This is a genomic window from Roseinatronobacter sp. S2 (genome assembly GCF_029581395.1).
In the GTDB taxonomy this organism is placed as follows: Bacteria; Pseudomonadota; Alphaproteobacteria; order Rhodobacterales; family Rhodobacteraceae; genus Roseinatronobacter.
Map to the genome: position 1 here is coordinate 2937134 of NZ_CP121113.1, position 17949 is coordinate 2955082.

General features: G+C 58.2%; 20 protein-coding genes and 1 tRNA gene. 3 read left to right on the forward strand and 18 right to left on the reverse strand.

All coding sequences use genetic code 11. The features are described from left to right. Positions 1-30: 30 nt before the first annotated feature. The 14 genes from P8S53_RS14160 to P8S53_RS14225 form a co-directional block, all read right to left on the reverse strand. Positions 31-1140, reverse strand: coding sequence for an AI-2E family transporter (locus P8S53_RS14160; protein ID WP_277804615.1), 1110 nt, complete (start codon positions 1138-1140; stop codon positions 31-33). A gap of 236 nt (positions 1141-1376) precedes the next feature. Then, positions 1377-1691, reverse strand: a complete 315-nt coding sequence (locus P8S53_RS14165; protein ID WP_277804616.1) for a hypothetical protein — start codon at positions 1689-1691, stop codon at positions 1377-1379. Next, positions 1688-4246 (reverse strand): cytochrome c oxidase subunit I, encoded by a 2559-nt coding sequence (gene ctaD / locus P8S53_RS14170; protein WP_277804617.1) that lies wholly within the window; start codon positions 4244-4246, stop codon positions 1688-1690. The genes P8S53_RS14165 and ctaD overlap by 4 nt, the downstream gene beginning before the upstream one ends. Then, positions 4243-4911, reverse strand: coding sequence for a cytochrome c oxidase subunit II (coxB, locus tag P8S53_RS14175; protein ID WP_277804618.1), 669 nt, complete (start codon positions 4909-4911; stop codon positions 4243-4245). The genes ctaD and coxB overlap by 4 nt, the downstream gene beginning before the upstream one ends. Next, positions 4908-5414: a CopD family protein gene (locus P8S53_RS14180; RefSeq protein ID WP_277804619.1), complete on the reverse strand. Its 507-nt coding sequence runs from the start codon at positions 5412-5414 to the stop codon at positions 4908-4910. Before P8S53_RS14180 ends, coxB begins: the two co-directional genes overlap by 4 nt. Next, positions 5411-6133 (reverse strand): cytochrome c oxidase assembly protein, encoded by a 723-nt coding sequence (locus P8S53_RS14185; RefSeq protein WP_277804620.1) that lies wholly within the window; start codon positions 6131-6133, stop codon positions 5411-5413. Before P8S53_RS14185 ends, P8S53_RS14180 begins: the two co-directional genes overlap by 4 nt. Positions 6134-6621: 488 nt before the next feature. Continuing rightward, positions 6622-7566 carry a PRC-barrel domain-containing protein gene (locus P8S53_RS14190; RefSeq protein ID WP_277804621.1) on the reverse strand — a complete coding sequence of 315 codons (945 nt, stop codon included), beginning with the start codon at positions 7564-7566 and terminating at the stop codon, positions 6622-6624. Positions 7567-7764: 198 nt separating this feature from the next. Then, positions 7765-7986, reverse strand: a complete 222-nt coding sequence (locus P8S53_RS14195; protein WP_277804622.1) for a hypothetical protein — start codon at positions 7984-7986, stop codon at positions 7765-7767. A gap of 179 nt (positions 7987-8165) precedes the next feature. Continuing rightward, positions 8166-8348, reverse strand: a complete 183-nt coding sequence (locus P8S53_RS14200) for a PLD nuclease N-terminal domain-containing protein (protein WP_277804623.1) — start codon at positions 8346-8348, stop codon at positions 8166-8168. 180 nt (positions 8349-8528) lie between these two features. Beyond that, positions 8529-9842 carry a ferric reductase-like transmembrane domain-containing protein gene (locus P8S53_RS14205; protein ID WP_277804624.1) on the reverse strand — a complete coding sequence of 438 codons (1314 nt, stop codon included), beginning with the start codon at positions 9840-9842 and terminating at the stop codon, positions 8529-8531. A gap of 134 nt (positions 9843-9976) precedes the next feature. Then, on the reverse strand, positions 9977-10486 hold the full coding sequence (locus P8S53_RS14210) for a DUF2231 domain-containing protein (protein WP_277804625.1): 510 nt from the start codon (positions 10484-10486) through the stop codon (positions 9977-9979). A gap of 94 nt (positions 10487-10580) precedes the next feature. Further along, positions 10581-12311 (reverse strand): sensor histidine kinase, encoded by a 1731-nt coding sequence (locus P8S53_RS14215; RefSeq protein WP_277804626.1) that lies wholly within the window; start codon positions 12309-12311, stop codon positions 10581-10583. Between the two features lie 13 nt (positions 12312-12324). Then, complete coding sequence (locus tag P8S53_RS14220) at positions 12325-12900, reverse strand: sigma-70 family RNA polymerase sigma factor (protein ID WP_277804627.1); 576 nt, start codon at positions 12898-12900, stop codon at positions 12325-12327. Next, the gene (locus P8S53_RS14225; RefSeq protein WP_277804628.1) at positions 12897-13085 is read right to left on the reverse strand and encodes a NepR family anti-sigma factor; all 189 of its coding nucleotides are present in this window, start codon (positions 13083-13085) and stop codon (positions 12897-12899) included. Before P8S53_RS14225 ends, P8S53_RS14220 begins: the two co-directional genes overlap by 4 nt. Before the next feature lie 194 nt (positions 13086-13279). On the opposite strand from P8S53_RS14225, the gene P8S53_RS14230 reads away from it, so the two are divergent. The 3 genes from P8S53_RS14230 to P8S53_RS14240 all read left to right on the forward strand — a co-directional run bounded on the left by P8S53_RS14230 (position 13280) and on the right by P8S53_RS14240 (position 15050). Beyond that, positions 13280-14074, forward strand: a complete 795-nt coding sequence (locus P8S53_RS14230) for a response regulator (protein WP_277804629.1) — start codon at positions 13280-13282, stop codon at positions 14072-14074. A 261-nt stretch (positions 14075-14335) separates the two neighbouring features. Beyond that, positions 14336-14509: a DUF1328 domain-containing protein gene (locus tag P8S53_RS14235; RefSeq protein WP_277804630.1), complete on the forward strand. Its 174-nt coding sequence runs from the start codon at positions 14336-14338 to the stop codon at positions 14507-14509. Positions 14510-14540: 31 nt separating this feature from the next. Further along, positions 14541-15050, forward strand: coding sequence for a DUF2383 domain-containing protein (locus P8S53_RS14240; RefSeq protein ID WP_277804631.1), 510 nt, complete (start codon positions 14541-14543; stop codon positions 15048-15050). 203 nt (positions 15051-15253) lie between these two features. On the opposite strand, the gene P8S53_RS14245 is transcribed toward P8S53_RS14240, so the two are convergent. The 4 genes from P8S53_RS14245 to P8S53_RS14260 all read right to left on the reverse strand — a co-directional run bounded on the left by P8S53_RS14245 (position 15254) and on the right by P8S53_RS14260 (position 17814). Continuing rightward, a tRNA-Arg gene (locus P8S53_RS14245) sits at positions 15254-15330 on the reverse strand. A 150-nt stretch (positions 15331-15480) separates the two neighbouring features. Continuing rightward, on the reverse strand, positions 15481-16701 hold the full coding sequence (locus P8S53_RS14250; RefSeq protein WP_277804632.1) for a cysteine desulfurase: 1221 nt from the start codon (positions 16699-16701) through the stop codon (positions 15481-15483). Continuing rightward, on the reverse strand, positions 16701-17279 hold the full coding sequence (locus tag P8S53_RS14255; protein WP_277804633.1) for a YIP1 family protein: 579 nt from the start codon (positions 17277-17279) through the stop codon (positions 16701-16703). The genes P8S53_RS14250 and P8S53_RS14255 overlap by 1 nt, the downstream gene beginning before the upstream one ends. Positions 17280-17307: 28 nt before the next feature. After that, positions 17308-17814, reverse strand: coding sequence for a hypothetical protein (locus P8S53_RS14260; RefSeq protein WP_277804634.1), 507 nt, complete (start codon positions 17812-17814; stop codon positions 17308-17310). Positions 17815-17949 lie beyond the last annotated feature (135 nt).

Here is a 17949-nt window from a genome sequence, read left to right on the forward strand (position 1 = left end):
GGCCCCTGTGATGACAGGGGCCTTTTTGTATCAAGGCGCATTACCGGATCGGCCACTGCCTTGATACAAGCTGCTTTGCCGGTAGCGCTGTGCACCAAATCTGACAATCACGCCTGTCGCCGCCGCCAGCGGAACCGCCATCAATGCGCCCACAAACCCGAATACTGTGCCAAAGGCAATCACCGCGAAAATCAGCCAGACCGGGTGCAGATTGACCGCATCACCGACCAGACGCGGCACCAGAATTTCGCTTTCGGCAAACAGACCTATGGCATAAATGCCCAGCACGGCAGCAATCCAGACCGGATCGCCCCAGAACTGCCACATCGCAATCCCCACGCCCAGTGATGTGCCGATGAACATACCCACATAAGGAATGAACGACACAGCCCCCGTCACCGCACCCACGGCAATGGCAAACGGCAACCCCACCAATGACAGTGCAGTGCTGTAATACACAATCAGGATCGAGCAGACCATCACCTGCCCGCGAATATAGCCCGCCAGCGCCGCGTCGATGTCATGGGCCAGCCCGCGCAGGGTGGGCGCCTGCGGGCGCGGCAACAAACTGTCGACCGATGCAATCAGGCGCGGCCAGTCAATCAACAGATACACCGTGACAACCGGCATCACGACCCAGAACATCAGCACCGACAGCAACCCGGACACGCTTCCCGCCATCTGCTCGGTTACATCCGGCAAGGTGCCGCGCAGTGTCTCCAGCGCCTGCCCCACCAGATCCCCGACCCCGGTGAAGCGCGCCTCGACTGCGTCGGGGATGGTGTCTTCCAGTTGTTCTTCGGCCTCGGCCCAGCTGTCTGGCAACATGCCCATCAATTCGGCCCCTTGTGCAAACACCAGCGGCACCATGCCGCCCACCAGCGCCAGCAATGTGCCAAAGGTGGCCAGGGCCACAAGCAATGCCGCGATCACCCGCGACAGGCCGCGCCGTGTCAGCGCACGCACTGCGGGATCAAGGAAATACGCAAGGATCAGCGCAATCACAAAAGGCAACAGCATCGACGACAGCAGCCATAAAAGCCCCCCTGCAACAAGGGCGATGCCCACCCATGCGAAGAATTTGCGATAGGGCTGCATCGTGTTTTCGGGCGCATCGCGCTGCGGGTCATGGGCCGTCATCGGTCATTCCTTCGTGTTCGTGGCGTCTTGGGCGCGGCGCTGTTCCAGCCCCGACATTTGCCGTATTTTTCTGGAACCAATCGGAATTGGGCGCGTTTTAGTATTGTCCCTGTTGGGGCATTAGGCTTTTGTCCTGCCTGATGTCTTCCAGTCCCGACTTGCCCATCCTGTGGCCGATTGGCGTGCAGGATGGGCTTTTTCTTTGGCACCGGACCCGCCTGCTGCACCATACCCCCCTAACAACTGGTGATCATCAGCACCGGAAACAGGGTAAATGCCGTAGCCCCCAGCCCGATCCATGCACCCGCGCGCGGCATATATTGCGACAGCGCAGGCCCGGCAGGCAGCGCGCGCAACAGCACCACATGACCCAGCAGCCCCAGCACCCACACCGCAATCAACCCCATGCGCGCGCCCGTGCCCAGCGTTTCGGGGGCCAGACTTTCCGCAGGTGGCTGACCCGCGCAGGCGACCCCGTGCAGCGCATAAACTGCGACGAATACGACGGCCCATAGCGTCGGGCCGGCCAGTGACAGCGCAACCCACTTCATGCGACACCTGCCTGCACCACAAAAACTGCGGCAGTGATTATGGCCGTGATCGCGGTAAAGGCCTGCCAGCTCGCCCATGCAGGGATCGCACCAACACCCGTGTGCGGCGAAATTTCGCCACGCCGGAACTGGTCGGCGGTGAACGCGGCCATCGCACCCGCCACCACCACATGCAACCCGACATAGCCCGCCATGGCCGCACGCAGCGCATCACGCGCATGGGCGCGCGGGTCGTCCAGTTGCGTGACCAGCCATGCCAGCACGACAAGCGCCACAAGGTTGCACACCAACCCTGCCCATGACGCCCAGCGCCCTGCCCGCCCCATGGTCAACAACCGCGCGGCACCTGCCCCCAACGCAAGTGCACCGGCAATGCCCGCCAGACCAAGGGCCACTGAACTGTTTTGCGCCAGTGCGGGCGGTGGCGGCGGCCCTTGGGTGACGACCGACAAGAACCCCACCCCGAACAGCAGGGATGCAAACAACGCGCCATCCGCCACCAGAAGCGCATGCACCCCGCTTTGCGCCAGTGTCGGGCGCGTTGCGCGGTGATGCACCGGCACCGTTGTCCCCGGTGCAATCGTGACCGCGCGCAAATCCCCCAAGGGCGCCATGCCGCGCACCCATAGCCAGACCAGCACTGCAACCGGCAGCAACGCAACAGCCGCCAGCGCATACAGGCTGGCCAGCATCAACAGCACAAACACCGCGATCGACCCCGCCAGCACCAAAGGCAGCGCCGTGTTGCCCGGTAGCACTGCCACATGACAGGGCCGCGCAGTGCCCGCGCTGGTGACAAGCACTTCACGCCGCCCGCGCGGCGCACCGGCCAGCGCACCGATCCCGCGCGCCAGCGCCTGAATGACATCGCGCGCAGGCCCGCCCTGATGGCGCACCAACGGAAGCGAGGCAAAGTTGTAATTGGGTGACGGCACCGGCATCGCCCAGTCCAGCGTCGGCGCGCGCCACGGGTCGCGGCGCGCGCGTTTGCCAAGGCTGGCCTGCAAGATCAGATCCAGTGCAAACATGGCAAAACCGATGGTCAGCACGAACCCGAAGATCGACGATGTCAGGTTCAGCGCCATCCATTCGGGATTCTCGGGATACACATCAATCCGGCGCGGCATGCCCAGCAGACCAGTCAGGTGCATGATGAAAAACGTGCCATGGAACCCCAGAAGAATGACCCAGAACGCGGCCTCTCCCAGCCCGTTGACGCGTGCCTTGCCGGTAATCAGCGGCATCCAGTATGTGGCCGCCGCCATCATGGGAAACACAAACCCGCCGATCAGCACATAATGCAGATGCGCCGTCACAAATGCCGTGTCATGCGCCTGCCAGTTGAAGGGCACGATGGCCAGCATCACACCTGTCAGCCCCCCCATCACGAAGGTCAGGAAAAACCCCAGAATATGCAGCATGGGCAAATGCAGTTCCGGCCGCCCCTTCCACATGGTGCCGATCCACGCAAAAACCTGCACCGCTGTGGGCACCGCCACCAGCACCGATGCGGCGGAAAAGAACGCCAGCGCCATATGCGGAATGCCCACCGTGAACATGTGGTGCACCCATAACCCAAAGGACAGGAACACCAGCCCCAGAATGGCGGCCGCAATCGCGCCATAGCCCAGTATGGGCGTGCGGCACATGACCGGGATAATCGTGGACATGGCCCCCGCTGCGGGCAGAAAGATGATATACACTTCCGGATGGCCAAACAGCCAGAACAGGTGTTGCCACAACAGCGGGTCCCCCCCGCGGGCCACATCGAAAAACGGCCAGTCAAAGGCGCGTTCCACCTCCAACAGCACCGACCCCGCAATCAGCGGCGGGAAGCCCACCAGCATCATGGCACTGGTGCCCAGCATATACCACGCAAACAGCGGCATTTCGGTCAGCTTCATCCCCGGCGCGCGCTGGCGCAGGATGGTGACGGTAATTTCCACCGCCGCCGCGATGGCCGAAATTTCCACGAAGGTCACCCCCAGCAGCCACACATCGGCATTTATGCCGGGGCTGTGCGTGGCATCGGACAGCGGCGTATACATGAACCAGCCGTCGCGCGGGGCCACACCGAACAAAAGCGCCGTCAGCATGATCAGCCCGCCAAACAGATAGCACCAATACCCCAGCGCGGTCAGGCGCGGGAATGCCATATCGCGCGTGCCCAGAAGTTTCGGCAACAGCCAGATGCCCAGCCCTTCCAGCATGGGAATGGCGAACAGGAACATCATGATGCTGCCATGCATGGTGAATATCTGGTTATACAGTTCCGTATCCAGAAACGCGCCCTGCGGGGTGGCAAGCTGCGCGCGGATCAGCATCGACAAGATACCGCCGATGGCAAAGAACACAAACGCCGTCGCCATAAAACGCAGGCCCAGCGTTGTGTGACTAACCGCCGTCACCTGCCCCCATAACCCGCGATCATTGGCCCAGACGCGCGCCAATTCGCGGTGCAACCGCAAGGCGCGTTGCGGTGCATTGGCGGGAATATCTGCCAGTGCGGTGCCGTCAGACAGCGGGGGCAGGTTTGGGTTCGGGGTGTCGGTCATGGCCTGTCCTGCGTCGTTTCGGGGTCGGCGGGGGGCCAGTCATCATGCGCGATCACCTCAAAGCGCATGCCCGCATGCCCCAGCCCGCAAAATTCTGCACACAGTCCGTCAAACCGGCCCGCATTGTCGGCCTGCACGCGCAGGCGGTTCACACGGCCGGGAATGGCATCCATCTTGCCGCCAAGGCGCGGCACCCAGAACGAATGGATCACATCTTGTGACGTAATCAGAATATCCACCGGCTGACCTGCGGGAATATGCAGCGTGCCTTCACCTTCGACCAACTGGCCGTCGACGCCATCATGGGCGAATTCCCAGCCCCATTGAAACGCGTGCGCACGCACAGTGACTGCGCCATCATCACGCGGCAGAATGCGTTCGCCCACCCATAGCCCTGCGGCCAGAACCGTGCTTAGAACCGCCAGCGAGAACCACAGGCCCATACCATATACCCAGCGTCTTTGCGTGGTTTCGCGGGGCCGCCCGAATGCGACCGCAAGCAGCACCAGCACAAAGACAGTGATCAGCCCCGCGCCTGCGAACATGCCCCACCACAGCCATGCAATATCGCGCGCGATATGCCCGCCGGGGTCCAGTGTGGACAGCGGCCCCGAACACCCGGCCAACGCCACGGGCGTGGCCCATATCGCATACCGCGCCATCATAAGGGATTAAGCCGCGCTGGAATGGTATGCCCGCGCGGCTCGCGCAGGAATTCGGGAAACAGCGCGATCAGATCATCCAGCGCGGGCTTGGCCAGCACCAGCCACAGCACCAGCCCCATCAGGGGCACCAGTATCACCAGCGCCAGCGCGGCAGGTGGCAGGCGGTAGGCATTGCGCCGCTCTCCCGCCAGCACGATCACATGCCCCAGCCACGCATGCACCACCACCATACCGGACACGGCAACCAGCTTGGCCAGCATCCAGATATCCAGCACTTCAAGGGCAAAAATCAGCACCGTTCCCGCAGAAATGGCAATAACCGCAGCGGGCGTCAGCACCAGCCTGTAGGCGTGATGCGTCAGCCAGCGGAATTCGGTGAACCCAGCCTGATTGCGCGACGCGTAATCACGCCTGTGCGTCTGGATGACGATCGGCAGCAAGATCAGCCCGGCGCACCAGACCGACAAGGCGGCGATATGCAGCGCCTTGAGCAGGGCAATCATGCGCGCGCCCCCTGCCACAGGGCCTGCCATATCATAATCGCGGCCAGAATGCCCAAAGGCACCATCCCCGGCACCCACATGATCAGGCCCGCCAGTTGCTGATCTTCCAGCGCGCTGAACCCGAACCGCGGCGCATGGGCCAGATGTTCCATGTAAAACGCGCGGGGGGCAAAGGTCAGCAACGCGCCAAGCACCCCCATCTGGCCCACCAGCGACACCAGCCAGACCAGACCCGCAACATTGTCACGCCGCGACCCCAGAAGGGACGACCAGAACACCCAACCCGGTATAATCAATGCCAGCTGCAACCCCCAATAGACCGATGCACTGTCCCATGCGGCACTATAGACAACCGGCAAGTGCCACAGCCATAATGCGCCCGACAGTATAAGAAACGCCAAAGCCTGCGGGCTGCGCCGCAACGGGAACGCCAGCGCAAGCGCCGGTGCCAACAGCACAATCACCACCAGATGATGCAGCGTGCTTGCGGAAAACAGTGCAACCGTCATCGCACATAGCGGCGACACGAACGCCAGCATCGCGGCAATTACGGCAACGCCGAAGGCGCGCTTGCGCATAATGCCCCCGTCGCGCAACAGCCAAAAGCCGCCTGTGGCCAAAGCGCCAAGGCAGCCGATCAGCACAGGGTCAAGGTTCCACGCCGTGATCCATGCATGCGGGTCAGGCGCCGGTCCGCAATAGGGCAAGTCGGGTTTCATCACACTCCAGTGTTGATCATGTCTTGTGATCCAACGCAGCGCGGGGCGTCGCGGTTCCGCCTAAAGCGATTTCATAAAAAGTTGACAGACTTTCTCGGTTCGAAATAGCGACAAAACCGAAAGCTTTATGCGTTTCTGGCGATTCAACAAAAAGCCGGAACGCTTTGGCCACGCAGGAAATGACAAGGGCGCGGCAAATGCACGCGCCCTTGGTCACCAGATTAATGGGTGCGATCAGAACACACCGAACAGAAACAACAGAATAATCAACGGAATCGGAACGCCGATCGCCCACAATAATATTCCACGCATCTTATCTTCCTTTCGCTGTCAAAACAGGTTTCATCTGCGTCTTGTACATAACGGGCAAGGCAACCCAAGGTTCCGAAATAATTTCACAAAGTATTGATAAATAACAAAAAGCCCCGCCGGTTTCCGGCGGGGCCACTTGGTATATTCACAGGGAACTTCCCCTGCCCTCTACCGGATTACCCTTCGTATTCAGGCAGGCTTTCCAGTTGTTCTTGCGTCATCGAAACGTCAACACGCACGTCGCCGTCTTCATCGTTCCACATGATTTCGACGTCATCGACTTCAAGGGCGATGGTGTGGCTCGCAAGTCCAAGAAACCCGCCCACATCCATGACAAGATGGGTCATGGTGCCATCGTCGGCCATAACAACATCATCGACCGTGCCGATATTGTCGCCTTCGCCACCATAAACATCGGCGCCCAGCAGGTTTTCAGCGGTGCGGTCTTGCTCGGTCATTTCGCTGTAACCGTCCGTTGCGGGGGCTGCATCAGGTGTCGCTGTCTGTTCGGTCATGGCATCGCCTTGATCCTGCATGCCCATATCTGCACCGGCAGACGCATCATCATAGGCCTGCGCCTCATAGCCGATTGTCAGTTGCTCTTCGTCCCATTCCGGCAGGGCTTCAAGCTGGTCCTGGCTCATGGCGGCCACGACAAAGAAATCGGACAGCTCTTCCGGCGCGGTGTCATCGGCCACGAAATACAGATCGCTGATATCAACCATCACAGTGCGTGCGCCCAGACCCAGGAAACCGCCGACATCAATCAAGACGCCGCGAACTTCGCCGTCCTTGGTCATGACAATGTCCTGAATATCGCCGACATTTTCCCACGCATCGCGTTCGGACGCAAAGGCATCACTGCTTTCCCAGCGCATGCTGGTACGATCCCATGCGCTGGCGTCTTCGGCAGCGCGGTCCTGTGTCAGGGTGCGGGTTTGTTCCGTGTCCAGCGTATACAGGTTCTTGCCGGTGAAATCAGATGACAGGAATGCCGGAATGAACTGGCTGGACTCTGTCATGGCGGCATCATCACCATTCATTGTGGTGTCGCTTGTCTGTGCAACTGCCCCCATCGAGGTTACAGCTACAATGGCGGTGGTAAGCATAAGCTTGTTCATATTATTCTCTCCTAGTTTGTCGATGACCTTCTCAAAGGCTCTGCACATACAACAGTCCGTTGGCAGCAAAGTTCCAATCTTTTTAAAAAAGAATAATTATAACAATATCTTAACAATGAAGACGCAAAACGACACCAGACCAGCTATGGCCTGATGCGATTTGCTGAATAATTATGGATACCGGGCGCTTGGGTTGTGTCAGCGCCGTTCGCGCGACCGTTCCCGCGCGGGTTTGTCACCCACATCGTCCAACGCGCCTGACGGTGCCTGATCAAGATGCTCAATCGGGTGCATACCCAGATCCGCAGTCTGATCCGTAGGGTATGCCTGGGTTTTATCTGCCCCTTCGGCCTTCAGCTTGTGCGCTTTCTTGGTATAGTCTTGCTGGGTCTTGTTCGGGGTATTTTCAGGGGTGCTCATCATCCGCCCTTTCAAGGTCGTATTGCGTGGCATTCATGTAAAAACGCCTGCCAGCATGAAACGGTTCCTGCCACTGCGCACATATCGGCGACATTGCGCCCGCAGCAAAAAAAACGCTGGCCAGAAGGCCAGCGCAAGGTATGCCGATTGGGCGTCACCATTCGACACGAGGGAAAGTTTCAGCCTTTCTTGGGACCGGCAATGAACCAGATGATCAGGCCGACAACGGGAAACAGCAGAACAAGCAATATCCACAAGACCTTTTGCCCCTGACTGGACCCTGACCCCAAGATTGACACAGCCGCCCAGATGACCAGCGCCAGATGGATAATACCCAGAAAACCTGTGAAATTCGCATTCATTGAATTCATGCCTTTTCAGTTAAACTATCTGACACCAAACGCCTTCATGTGCATTCGGTTCCGCAAAAACATCAGGTTACAGTTTACCCCATGCCAGCCTGTGCCAACCAGCCCGCAAGAACAACAGCAAGCGTGGTCATTGAAAGTGCAAAGATAAGGGCAAGTTTCGGGCGCATGATCTCAGACCAGTTCAAAAATTTCATAATCGATATGGCGGTCGTGAACCCCAAGCCGGTGCAGATCGCCGCGCAAGGACGCAATCATCGGGGCAGGACCACATAAAAGATGCGGCCAGTCGCGCGTGTCAGCCGCAAGATGGCGTGTCAGAATGTCGAAATCAATCTGGCCATGCTCGCCGTCCCAATCTTCGGGCGGGTCATCCAGAACATGCACCAGCGTCAGGTTCAGCCGCTTGCGCAAAGCGTCCAGTTCATCGCGAAACGCCATATTGTCCCATGTGGGGTTCCCATAGATCAAGATGATCGGGCGCAGGTCATTGCGCGCATCCAGCGCATGCAGGTTTGACAGGATGGGGGTAATGCCCACCCCGCCGGCAATCATGACAAACCCCTGCGCCCCCGCCATCCGGTCCACGGAAAACGCGCCATATGGTCCATCCACATAGGCACGCGCGCCGATTTCAGTTTGCGCCAGTTCGGTGCTGTGATCCCCCAGCGCCTTGATCGCAAAAGACAGGTTTGGGCCCTTTTCCGGCGCGGTGGAAATGGTGAACGGGTGTTCAATCAGTCCATAAGGGGACCGGTCGATTTTCAGCCAGGCGAATTGTCCCGGTTTCCAGCGTGTCAGGGCGCGGCCTTCGGGGGCAAGTTCCAACCGGCGCACGCCGCCGCCTTCATCGTGATTGGCCACAACGCGCCACGGGTTGCGCGACTGCATCCATGGACGGATCAGCCGCGCAAACACCAACAGCCCGACCCAGCCCAGCGTTGCCCCAAGCCACAATGCACGCTTTTCGGCTGTGTCCGTCAGGTTACCCACGCCCAGAACATGCGCAATCGCGGCCACAAACCCCGTGATCGCCAGCGCCAGATGCAGCTTGCGCCACCATTCATAGGACAGCCCCAGCAGCTTGCGCCATTGCGATGTGATGACAAGGCCAGCAAAACACAGCAGCGACACGCGGCCTGCGGTCAACTCCCACCGCGCCTGAAGCGGGTTCAACTCGCCAAGTGCGGGTTGATGAAAGACATAGAGCACCGCAAAATGCGCCCCCATCAATGCCAGCGCGCCCCAGCTAAGGTAACGGTGTGTCAGATAGACAATATCGGCCCCGAACGGATGCGTAATCCAGCGCAGCCGCCCCGTCAGCGCGAACTGCAAGGCAATCATCGCCAGTGCGCCAAACCCCAGCCCCATGCTGAAATCCCATGTCAGGCCGCCGGATGGCACGGCCTCGCCCACGAATACGATCACTGCAAACGGCAGGCACAGCGCCAGAAGGCCCAGTGCCAGCACCGCACAGGCATGTGCCATCACAACCAAGCGCCGATCATGACGCGGCTGATACCGGCGCGCAACTGTGGCGTTTGCGCTGCCAGTTCGGGGGAAAATTCTGTTCATCCTTATCCAACGTGGCACCAGCGGTGCCGGTTCCCTGTGCTGCGAAATCAGGATGGGTCTTCGGGCATTTTTGTGCCGATCTGATAATCAAACACCAGCTTGCCCCCATGCCAGCCTGTGATCGCGGTCAACCCCGCCGCCACGGCCGACAGGCACAACCCCAGTGGCAGGACCGCGTCTTCAGGCTGACCAATGCGAAAGCCCCAATTCGCCCCGATCAGCGACAGCAGCATGACCGCCAGAACAAAATGCGTCCAGCTGGCCGAACGGTTGCGGATACCGCGCACGACAAGCAATTCCACCGTGCCGGTAATTCCGGCAATGACACCCATTACAAACGCGCCGAATGCCGCCCAGCCCGCAACCCGTGTCCAGAACGCATCGGCGGTCCACCAATACAGCAGGTCTGCCCCCAGCACCGACATTGTAAGGGCGATGGGAAACGCAACCAGCATTGCATGCAAAGGGTGGCCAGCAATCGCAATGCGCGATTCCGTTGCCAACAGGGCGCGGTGTTCTTCGACCGGATCGGTGAAGCGGGAATTCTTGGGGGCCATAGGTTCGCTTTCCTGGATCGGGGTTCCTTTTCGAATATCCGGGCCATATTGTGCAGCCCGCAAAGTTCCGCAGCACTTGCGCGAAAGCGCCGCTTCAGGGCAAAGTTGCGGTCTGCGATACCTGTTGTTCGGCGACACGCAGACAAACCTGCCAACCGTGGCACCCGTCCCGCGCGCTGGGGCCGATCTCGATATCGCCGTGAATCTGAAGCGCAAATGCGGTCATCAACTCCCGTCCCAACCCATCGCCCGGCAACTGCTCCAGCGGTTCCGACACGGAATTCCACACGCTAAGTTCGGCAAACCCGCCCTTGCTGCGCAGGCTGATATCCAGCTGGCTGGTTCCACCCTGCGCGCCGGACGCATATTTCAGCGCGTTGGTCAGTGCTTCGGCAAATAACAATGATGCCGGAATGATCTTGTCATGGGCCAGATCCACTGACTCAAACTGTTTCGTCACGGTCAGATCAGCCGCGTCCGCTTTTGCCAGCGACAGCGTCTCTTGTAAAATGCTGTCAAAGAAACTGGCCGCATAGCGTTCGGCAATGCGGTCTTGTTCGTAAAGCGTGCGGTGAATAGTCGCCAGCGACCGCACACGCGCCTGAACACCTTTCAGGATCTGGCGCGCATCGGGGTCTTGCAAGCGGCGCATCTGCAAATTCAGAATAGACCCGATAAGCTGTAGGTTGTTTTTCACACGGTGGTGAATTTCCTTCAGCAGAATGGTCTTTTCTGCAAGCGCTTCTTCGCGTTCGCGTTCGTCACGACGGATCAGCAACGCCATCTTGGAAAAGGTGGAATCAATCTCGCGCAATTCGGTCGGCGCCTCATCGGGCAGGCGCTGAAATTCCGCACGGTTGCCCAAAGCAAAACGCCGCAACTGCGAATTCAGCCGCTTCAGATGGCGCACAACCATGTAATCAACCGCGAACATAACCACGGCCAATGATGCAAACCACATCAGGACAGGAAAGCTTAACCGCCACAGGTTCATCGCAGCCGCAAACGGCAACTGGTCGCTGGACCAGCTTCCCAAGGCATAAAGCTGGCCGGGAATAACCTCTGCTATGGTGAATGTGCGGCTTTCGCCGTTCTCGCTGATGCCCCGCAAGACACCGTTGCGCGCATCCAGCAAGGAATTCAGCGTAGCGCCATCAGGCAGCATATCCACGGATTCGGCATTATCCGCACTGGTCAGCGTGTCGCCGGACCGGTTGACCAGATATGTCATGCGCAGCCCGGTCTGCTGGTCCGGTTCTGTGGCAATCAAGGTGAATGTATGCCGCGAAATCGAGATGCTGACATATCCCAGAAAATCGCCATCATCATAAACCGGCCTGTTGGCCAGCACGACGGGCCGCCCCGTGATCGCCCCTGATGGCTGAAAACTGAAAAAGCTGCGCGGGTTTTCCATATCCGCCTGCAAGGTCTCGGAATCGCTGAAATCCACCTCGTCACCCTGCGACACACAGCGCATCACACCATCATGCGCAATGAAACCTGCGAAAGCATACAGACCGGTCGCATCGACAAATTCCCGCAAAAACCCTGAACATGCCGCAGTATCATCCAGACGGTCCAGCAACAGCGGCGTCAACCGGTGCGCCGACAACATTGCACTTTCCAGCAAACCCCGTTGTCCCGCAACCGCATCGGCAGTGCGCGAAACAAGCATCGCATCATCCGACCGCGCCTGGTCGCGCAGCGACTGGTATTCGGAATAGATGGAAATCGCCCCCAAAGGTGCAAGCGCCAGCGTCATCAGAATCGCCAGACGGGTCGCCAGCTTGTCATTGAACTCGAACACTGCCAATGCTTGTTTCAACCTTGTTGAGTTATCAAAATCCGTTGGGTGCGCCAGCCATCACCATCGCAACAGATTTATCTGTTGAATCAGGAAGTTCACCTTTTTCAAGATGCAGAATTTCCACCAATGCCTTGCGCGCACGGTTGGCGCGGCTTTTTATCGTGCCGGGGGCGCAACCACAGGTTTGCGCGGCTTCCTCGATGGAAAACCCCATGGCACCGACAAGAATAAGCGCCTCTCGCTGCTCGACCGGCAGAAGTTTCATCGCTGCGTTCAACTCTTGCAGGGCAAGGCGGCCGTCATGGTCGGGCTTGGACGCCATACGCGCGGCGAACACCCCTTCCCCATCGGACACTTCACGCGATTGCTTGCGGCGTTTTGACAAATAGGTGTTGCGCAAAATCGTGAACAGCCAGGCACGCAGGTTCGTGCCCTCGTTATATTGCGAAAACTTGCTCCATGCTTTCAGCACAGTTTCCTGCACCAGATCATCCGCGCCCGACACATCCCCTGTCAGGCCACGCGCGAAGGCGCGCAGGGCTGGCAAATGGGTGACAATTTCATCGCGCGGATCAATAAATTCTTGTTGTTCTGGGGTATCGTTCATTTTTCCCCCGCCTTCTTTTGCGCATCCTGTTGTCGAAGCGCTTCCAGAAGATCAGTCAGGGATTTTGGCAATTCCTCAGAAGCCGCGTCGCTGTAAAGCCGCTTGAGGTTTTCATCAATCTGCTTGGAAACAGCCGGTGCGATGTCCTTTCTGTTTCCATTTCGTTTCCCACTCATAATCGACATACAGCCTTTTGCTCCACAAATTTCACTCTGGCAGCTTCCGATCTGCTGCGCAACCATCGCAGCAATCGTGACAACCTTTGGAACCAAACGCCTTGCACTGCGTTCGGTTCCAAAGAATGTTTGTTTTTCATGTGTGCCTGAAGCGGGCCGAAAGTAGGGAAGTTCAAAGAATGCCGGAAGTTCAAGGAGAGACCATGTCTATGTCGATGCGTATTGCGAAGGAACTGCCCTATTTGCGCCGGTATGCGCGGGCACTGACGGGCAGCCAGCAAACCGGCGACAGATATGCCGCCGCCACATTGGAAGCCATACTTGAAGACAGATCCCTGCTTGATAACGAAATCGCACCCAGGCTGGCGCTGTTCCGGGCATTTCATACCGTGTGGCAGACAACCGGCGCGCCGGTCAGCGAAGAGGTCGGCACCGGAACCGAGGCCCGCGCACAATCCCTGCTTGCCAACCTGACCACCAACACCCGAGAGGCGCTGTTGCTCCGCTCGCTTGAGGAGTTCAACTACGCTGACATCGCGCAGGTCATTCAGGTCACCGAGGATGAGGCCCGCGAACTGGTGTCGATTGCCTATACCGAAATGTCGCGTTCGGTGCAGGGACGCATCCAGATTATCGAAGACGAGCCGCTGATTGCGCTGGATATCAAAAGCATTGTCACCGAGATGGGCCATGACGTCACAGGGATTGCGCGCACCCATAAAGAAGCAGTCGCACTGGGCCAGAAGACACGCCCTGATCTTATTCTTGCCGACATTCACCTTGCAGACGATTCCTCAGGGGTGGAAGCGGTCGCCGAACTGCTGCGCGACAACGCAGACATTCCGGTGATTTTCATCACCGCCTATCCCGAACGCCTGCTGACCGGCGAAAAGCCGGAGCCTGCCTTCCTGATCACCAAACCGTTCGAGGAAGAGCAGGTTCGCTCCGCAGTGTCACAGGCGATGTTCTTTGCATCCACAAAAACGCTAAACGCCTGAACCAGATCGTCGGCAAGCCCGAATTGCAACGGTTTGCCGACAGTTTCACCAAACTGAAAATGCAATTAAAGCGTCAGTTCAATCAACCAAAGAAAACACTTCTTTTCAGCTGAATATTCCTGAAAAATAACTCATCCATTTTAATTCAGATATTCACTATGTAAACATTTCGTGTCAGACACGAATTGGAACCAACAGCCCCGTCATCCGTTTCATTTTCATATGCCGACATATCGGCCCTGAAAAATGAAAGGAAACACTATGCTAGGCTGGGCACTTACTTTTCTTATCGTCGCGCTGATTGCAGCAGCACTTGGTTTCACCGGCATCGCAGGTGCGGCATCGTCGATTGCACAGATCCTTTTCGTAATTTTCCTGATCCTTTTCGTCGTTGCCATGATCGCTCGTGCTGTTCGTGGACGCCCTCCGTTGTAATGCACGATTAACCCCACATGGGAGAATCATCATGAAAGCCACTGACATCAAACACTTGCACCCAAAGGTTGCCGCAGGCGCCGCAGACGCGCCCACGCCGCCCGCAAGTGCATCGCCAAACCCCGACGACGACCGCATACAGCTGATCGGCGAAGTTCACACGCGCGTTCTGGATACAATCGCAGGCTTTGAAAAAGTCGTCGAAAGAGCCGAACCTGAATTCAAACCTGTTGCAGAAACCTTTTTGTATATGCACAGAAAGCACGAAAGCGAACTAACCGCGTATTTGCAGAAATGCGGATATGCGCCTGAAAATGACGGGTCGTTTTTTGGCACTGTGAACAAGGCTGTGGTTGAAATGCGATCCTGGTTTGAGGATGTTTCCGAAAATATCATGGACCGCATTATTCAAGGCGAAAAACATGTTCTGGAAGCATATGAAAACGCGCAATCCGTCGGGCAGACGGTTGAAGCAAACGCAATGCTTGCCAAGCATATGGCCGAATTGGACGCCATGATGCAAAAAAACGCACATGTCTAAACGCAGATATCTCAGGCCGCCGGTAACAGGCGGCCTGATCTGTTTTGGCGTTTGAAAGTGGCATACATCACCAAAACACATCAATTGCGGCGGCTCACGGGGGAAGTCAGCTTCTCGCCCCCCCAGCCTTGCAAACAAACCACGCTTCACCGCGCCGTCTGTCAGGCTATTTTGTGCACAATATTCATGGCCAAAAAGGAAGGTGGCGCACCCAGTAGGATTCGAACCTACGACCTTCGCCTTCGGAGGGCGACACTCTATCCAGCTGAGCTATGGGTGCAGTCTGCTTGCGCGTCTCTTACGCCAGATTCTCTGGAAATGAAAGAGCAGACTGACAACACCGCCGGTCTTTATCCTGTCCCTCAATCCGGTGTGGCAATGTATGACAATCTTCGTCGTCAACAGGAAGACGCCCGCCCTGGAACACCAGTTACGCGAACAGATCGTGGCACAACTCCAATGCCTCGACCAGTTTATCCACATCGTCACGGGTATTATACATCGCAAATGACGCGCGGCACGTCGCAGTAACCCCCAGATGCTCCATCAGGGGCGCGGCACAATGCTGGCCTGCGCGCACGGCAATGCCTTTCTTGTCCAGCACGGTCGAAATATCATGTGCATGCGCAGCCCCTTCCAGCGTGAAGCTGAAAATCGCCCCCTTGTCCGGTGCGCAACCTTGAACATTCAACCAGTTCAGCCCCGCAAACCGGCGGGTCGCATAGTCACGCAAATCAGCCTCATGGGCGGCAATCGCATCCATGCCGATCCCGGTCATATAATCGATCGCAACGCCCAGCCCGATCTGCTGGACAATGCCGGGCGTGCCCGCCTCGAATTTATGGGGCGGGTCGTTATAGGTCACGCTGTCGCGTGTCACATCGCGGATCATATCGCCCCCGCCCATGAAGGGGCGCATCTGGGCCTGCCGGTCACGGCGAATATAAATCGCCCCCGATGCCGATGGGCCGTACAGCTTATGCCCCGTCACCGCATAGAAATCGCAGCCAATGGACTGCACATCGACCGGCATATGCACGGCTGCCTGCGATCCATCGACCAGAACTGCAACACCGCGCGCCTGCGCATTTGCGCAAATTGCGCGCACATCCACAACTGTGCCCAACACATTGGACATATGCGTGATGCCCACCAGTTTCGTGCGCGGGCCAATGGCATCCATCACCGCCTGCGGATCAAGACTGCCATCAGGTGCCGTGTCCACCCATCTGATTACCGCACCGTGACGTTCGCGCAAGAAATGCCACGGCACGATATTGGCATGATGCTCCATGATAGACAGGACAATCTCGTCACCGGGTTCAAACCGCGGCATCGCCCAGCCATAGGCCACAAGATTGATGCCCTCGGTGGTGCCTGTGGTGTAAATTATCTCATCCTCATGGGCGGCCCCCAGAAAACGCTGCAACTTGCCCCGCACGGCCTCATATTTGTCGGTGGCAAGATTGGACAGGTAGTGCAGCCCCCGATGCACATTCGAATACTCTTCCGCATAGGCACGGGTCACGGCATCAATCACCACCTGCGGTTTCTGGGCTGACGCCCCACTGTCCAGATACACCAGCGGCTTGCCATTCACCTGACGCGCCAGAATCGGGAAATCCGCGCGAATTGCGGCAATATCCAGCATCACACAGCCCCCCCGGGACCAAAGCCCAGCAATGTCAGCAAAAATGCAAGAACCATCACCACGCCAAAGAATGAAAAGATGATGCCCACAAAAACCTTCATCGCCGATGTGAACCCATGCAGCACCAGAACAAAATTCGTCAACAACCACATGAACACCGCCAGCGCCAGCAGCGTGATCACGCCAAACATCGGCGGAATGACGACCAGCGCCACAATCTGCACAAACTGCACCACAAGCATGACGAATTGCAGCCAGGCCAACAGCAACAAAGTGTCGGGAAAATTGCCCTTGCCCCCCAGCGCACGGCCCACCCCCTGAACCGCAACCACCATTCCCAACAGAACAGAGGTCTGGAACATCGCCATGAACAACAGCCCCCCGCCCATGGCTTCGCCATCTTCCATCAGCAAAACAGAAGCCTGGCCCAAAAGCACGCTCAGCACGACGACAATGACAAACCCCAGCCAGCGCGCATCATCAGGCACACCCAGCGCAATCAGGCGTGCAGCCGCCTCGCGCGGGCGGGTCAGTGTCAGGCGAACCAATGCGCTGACCGCGGCAACATTCAACTGCATGATGGGTGTTCCTTCGTGCTTGCTATCGTCAAGGGGTCTCAAAGCCATCACGCACCAGCCGGATGATTTCGCGCACCCCCAAACCCGTTATGTAAATGAAAGCGCCCGCCACGACAAACCCGAAAGCCTGCACTGCGCCAACAGGCCCCAGCATCGCCGAAAGCCCCCCATGCAGCAACATCAACGGTGTCACGGCCAGCAACGACCAAAACAGCACCAGCCGCACCCAAAGCCCGGGCACAGGCACACGCGCCAGTCGCACCCCCCCCTGCAACAGCCATGCCACCCCATACAGAATCAACGGCAACACGAACATGACGGCAAATAATGCCCCCCCCATGCGTTGCTCGAACGTCACCGACGGATCAAGCGTGGCGTCGCGCGACAATCGCGGCCATTGCGACACAAATATCAGGCCGCACGCCAGAAGATTGAAAAACAGCACCTGCGGCTCTCGGATACCCTGCACAATCATAGCCCGCACCACATCTGCGGGCGCCCGGTAACTTCGTGCAATATTGTGCATCAGGGACATATCGCCAACGCCTCTCCGGCCTCTATTCATTCTGGTCCAAATATCCCGGGGGACGGGGCGCGGCCCCTTGGGGGGCCGTGGTCCGGGGGGCAGCGCCCCCAATCCACGCATCTTATAACACGCGCGCGCTGAGGT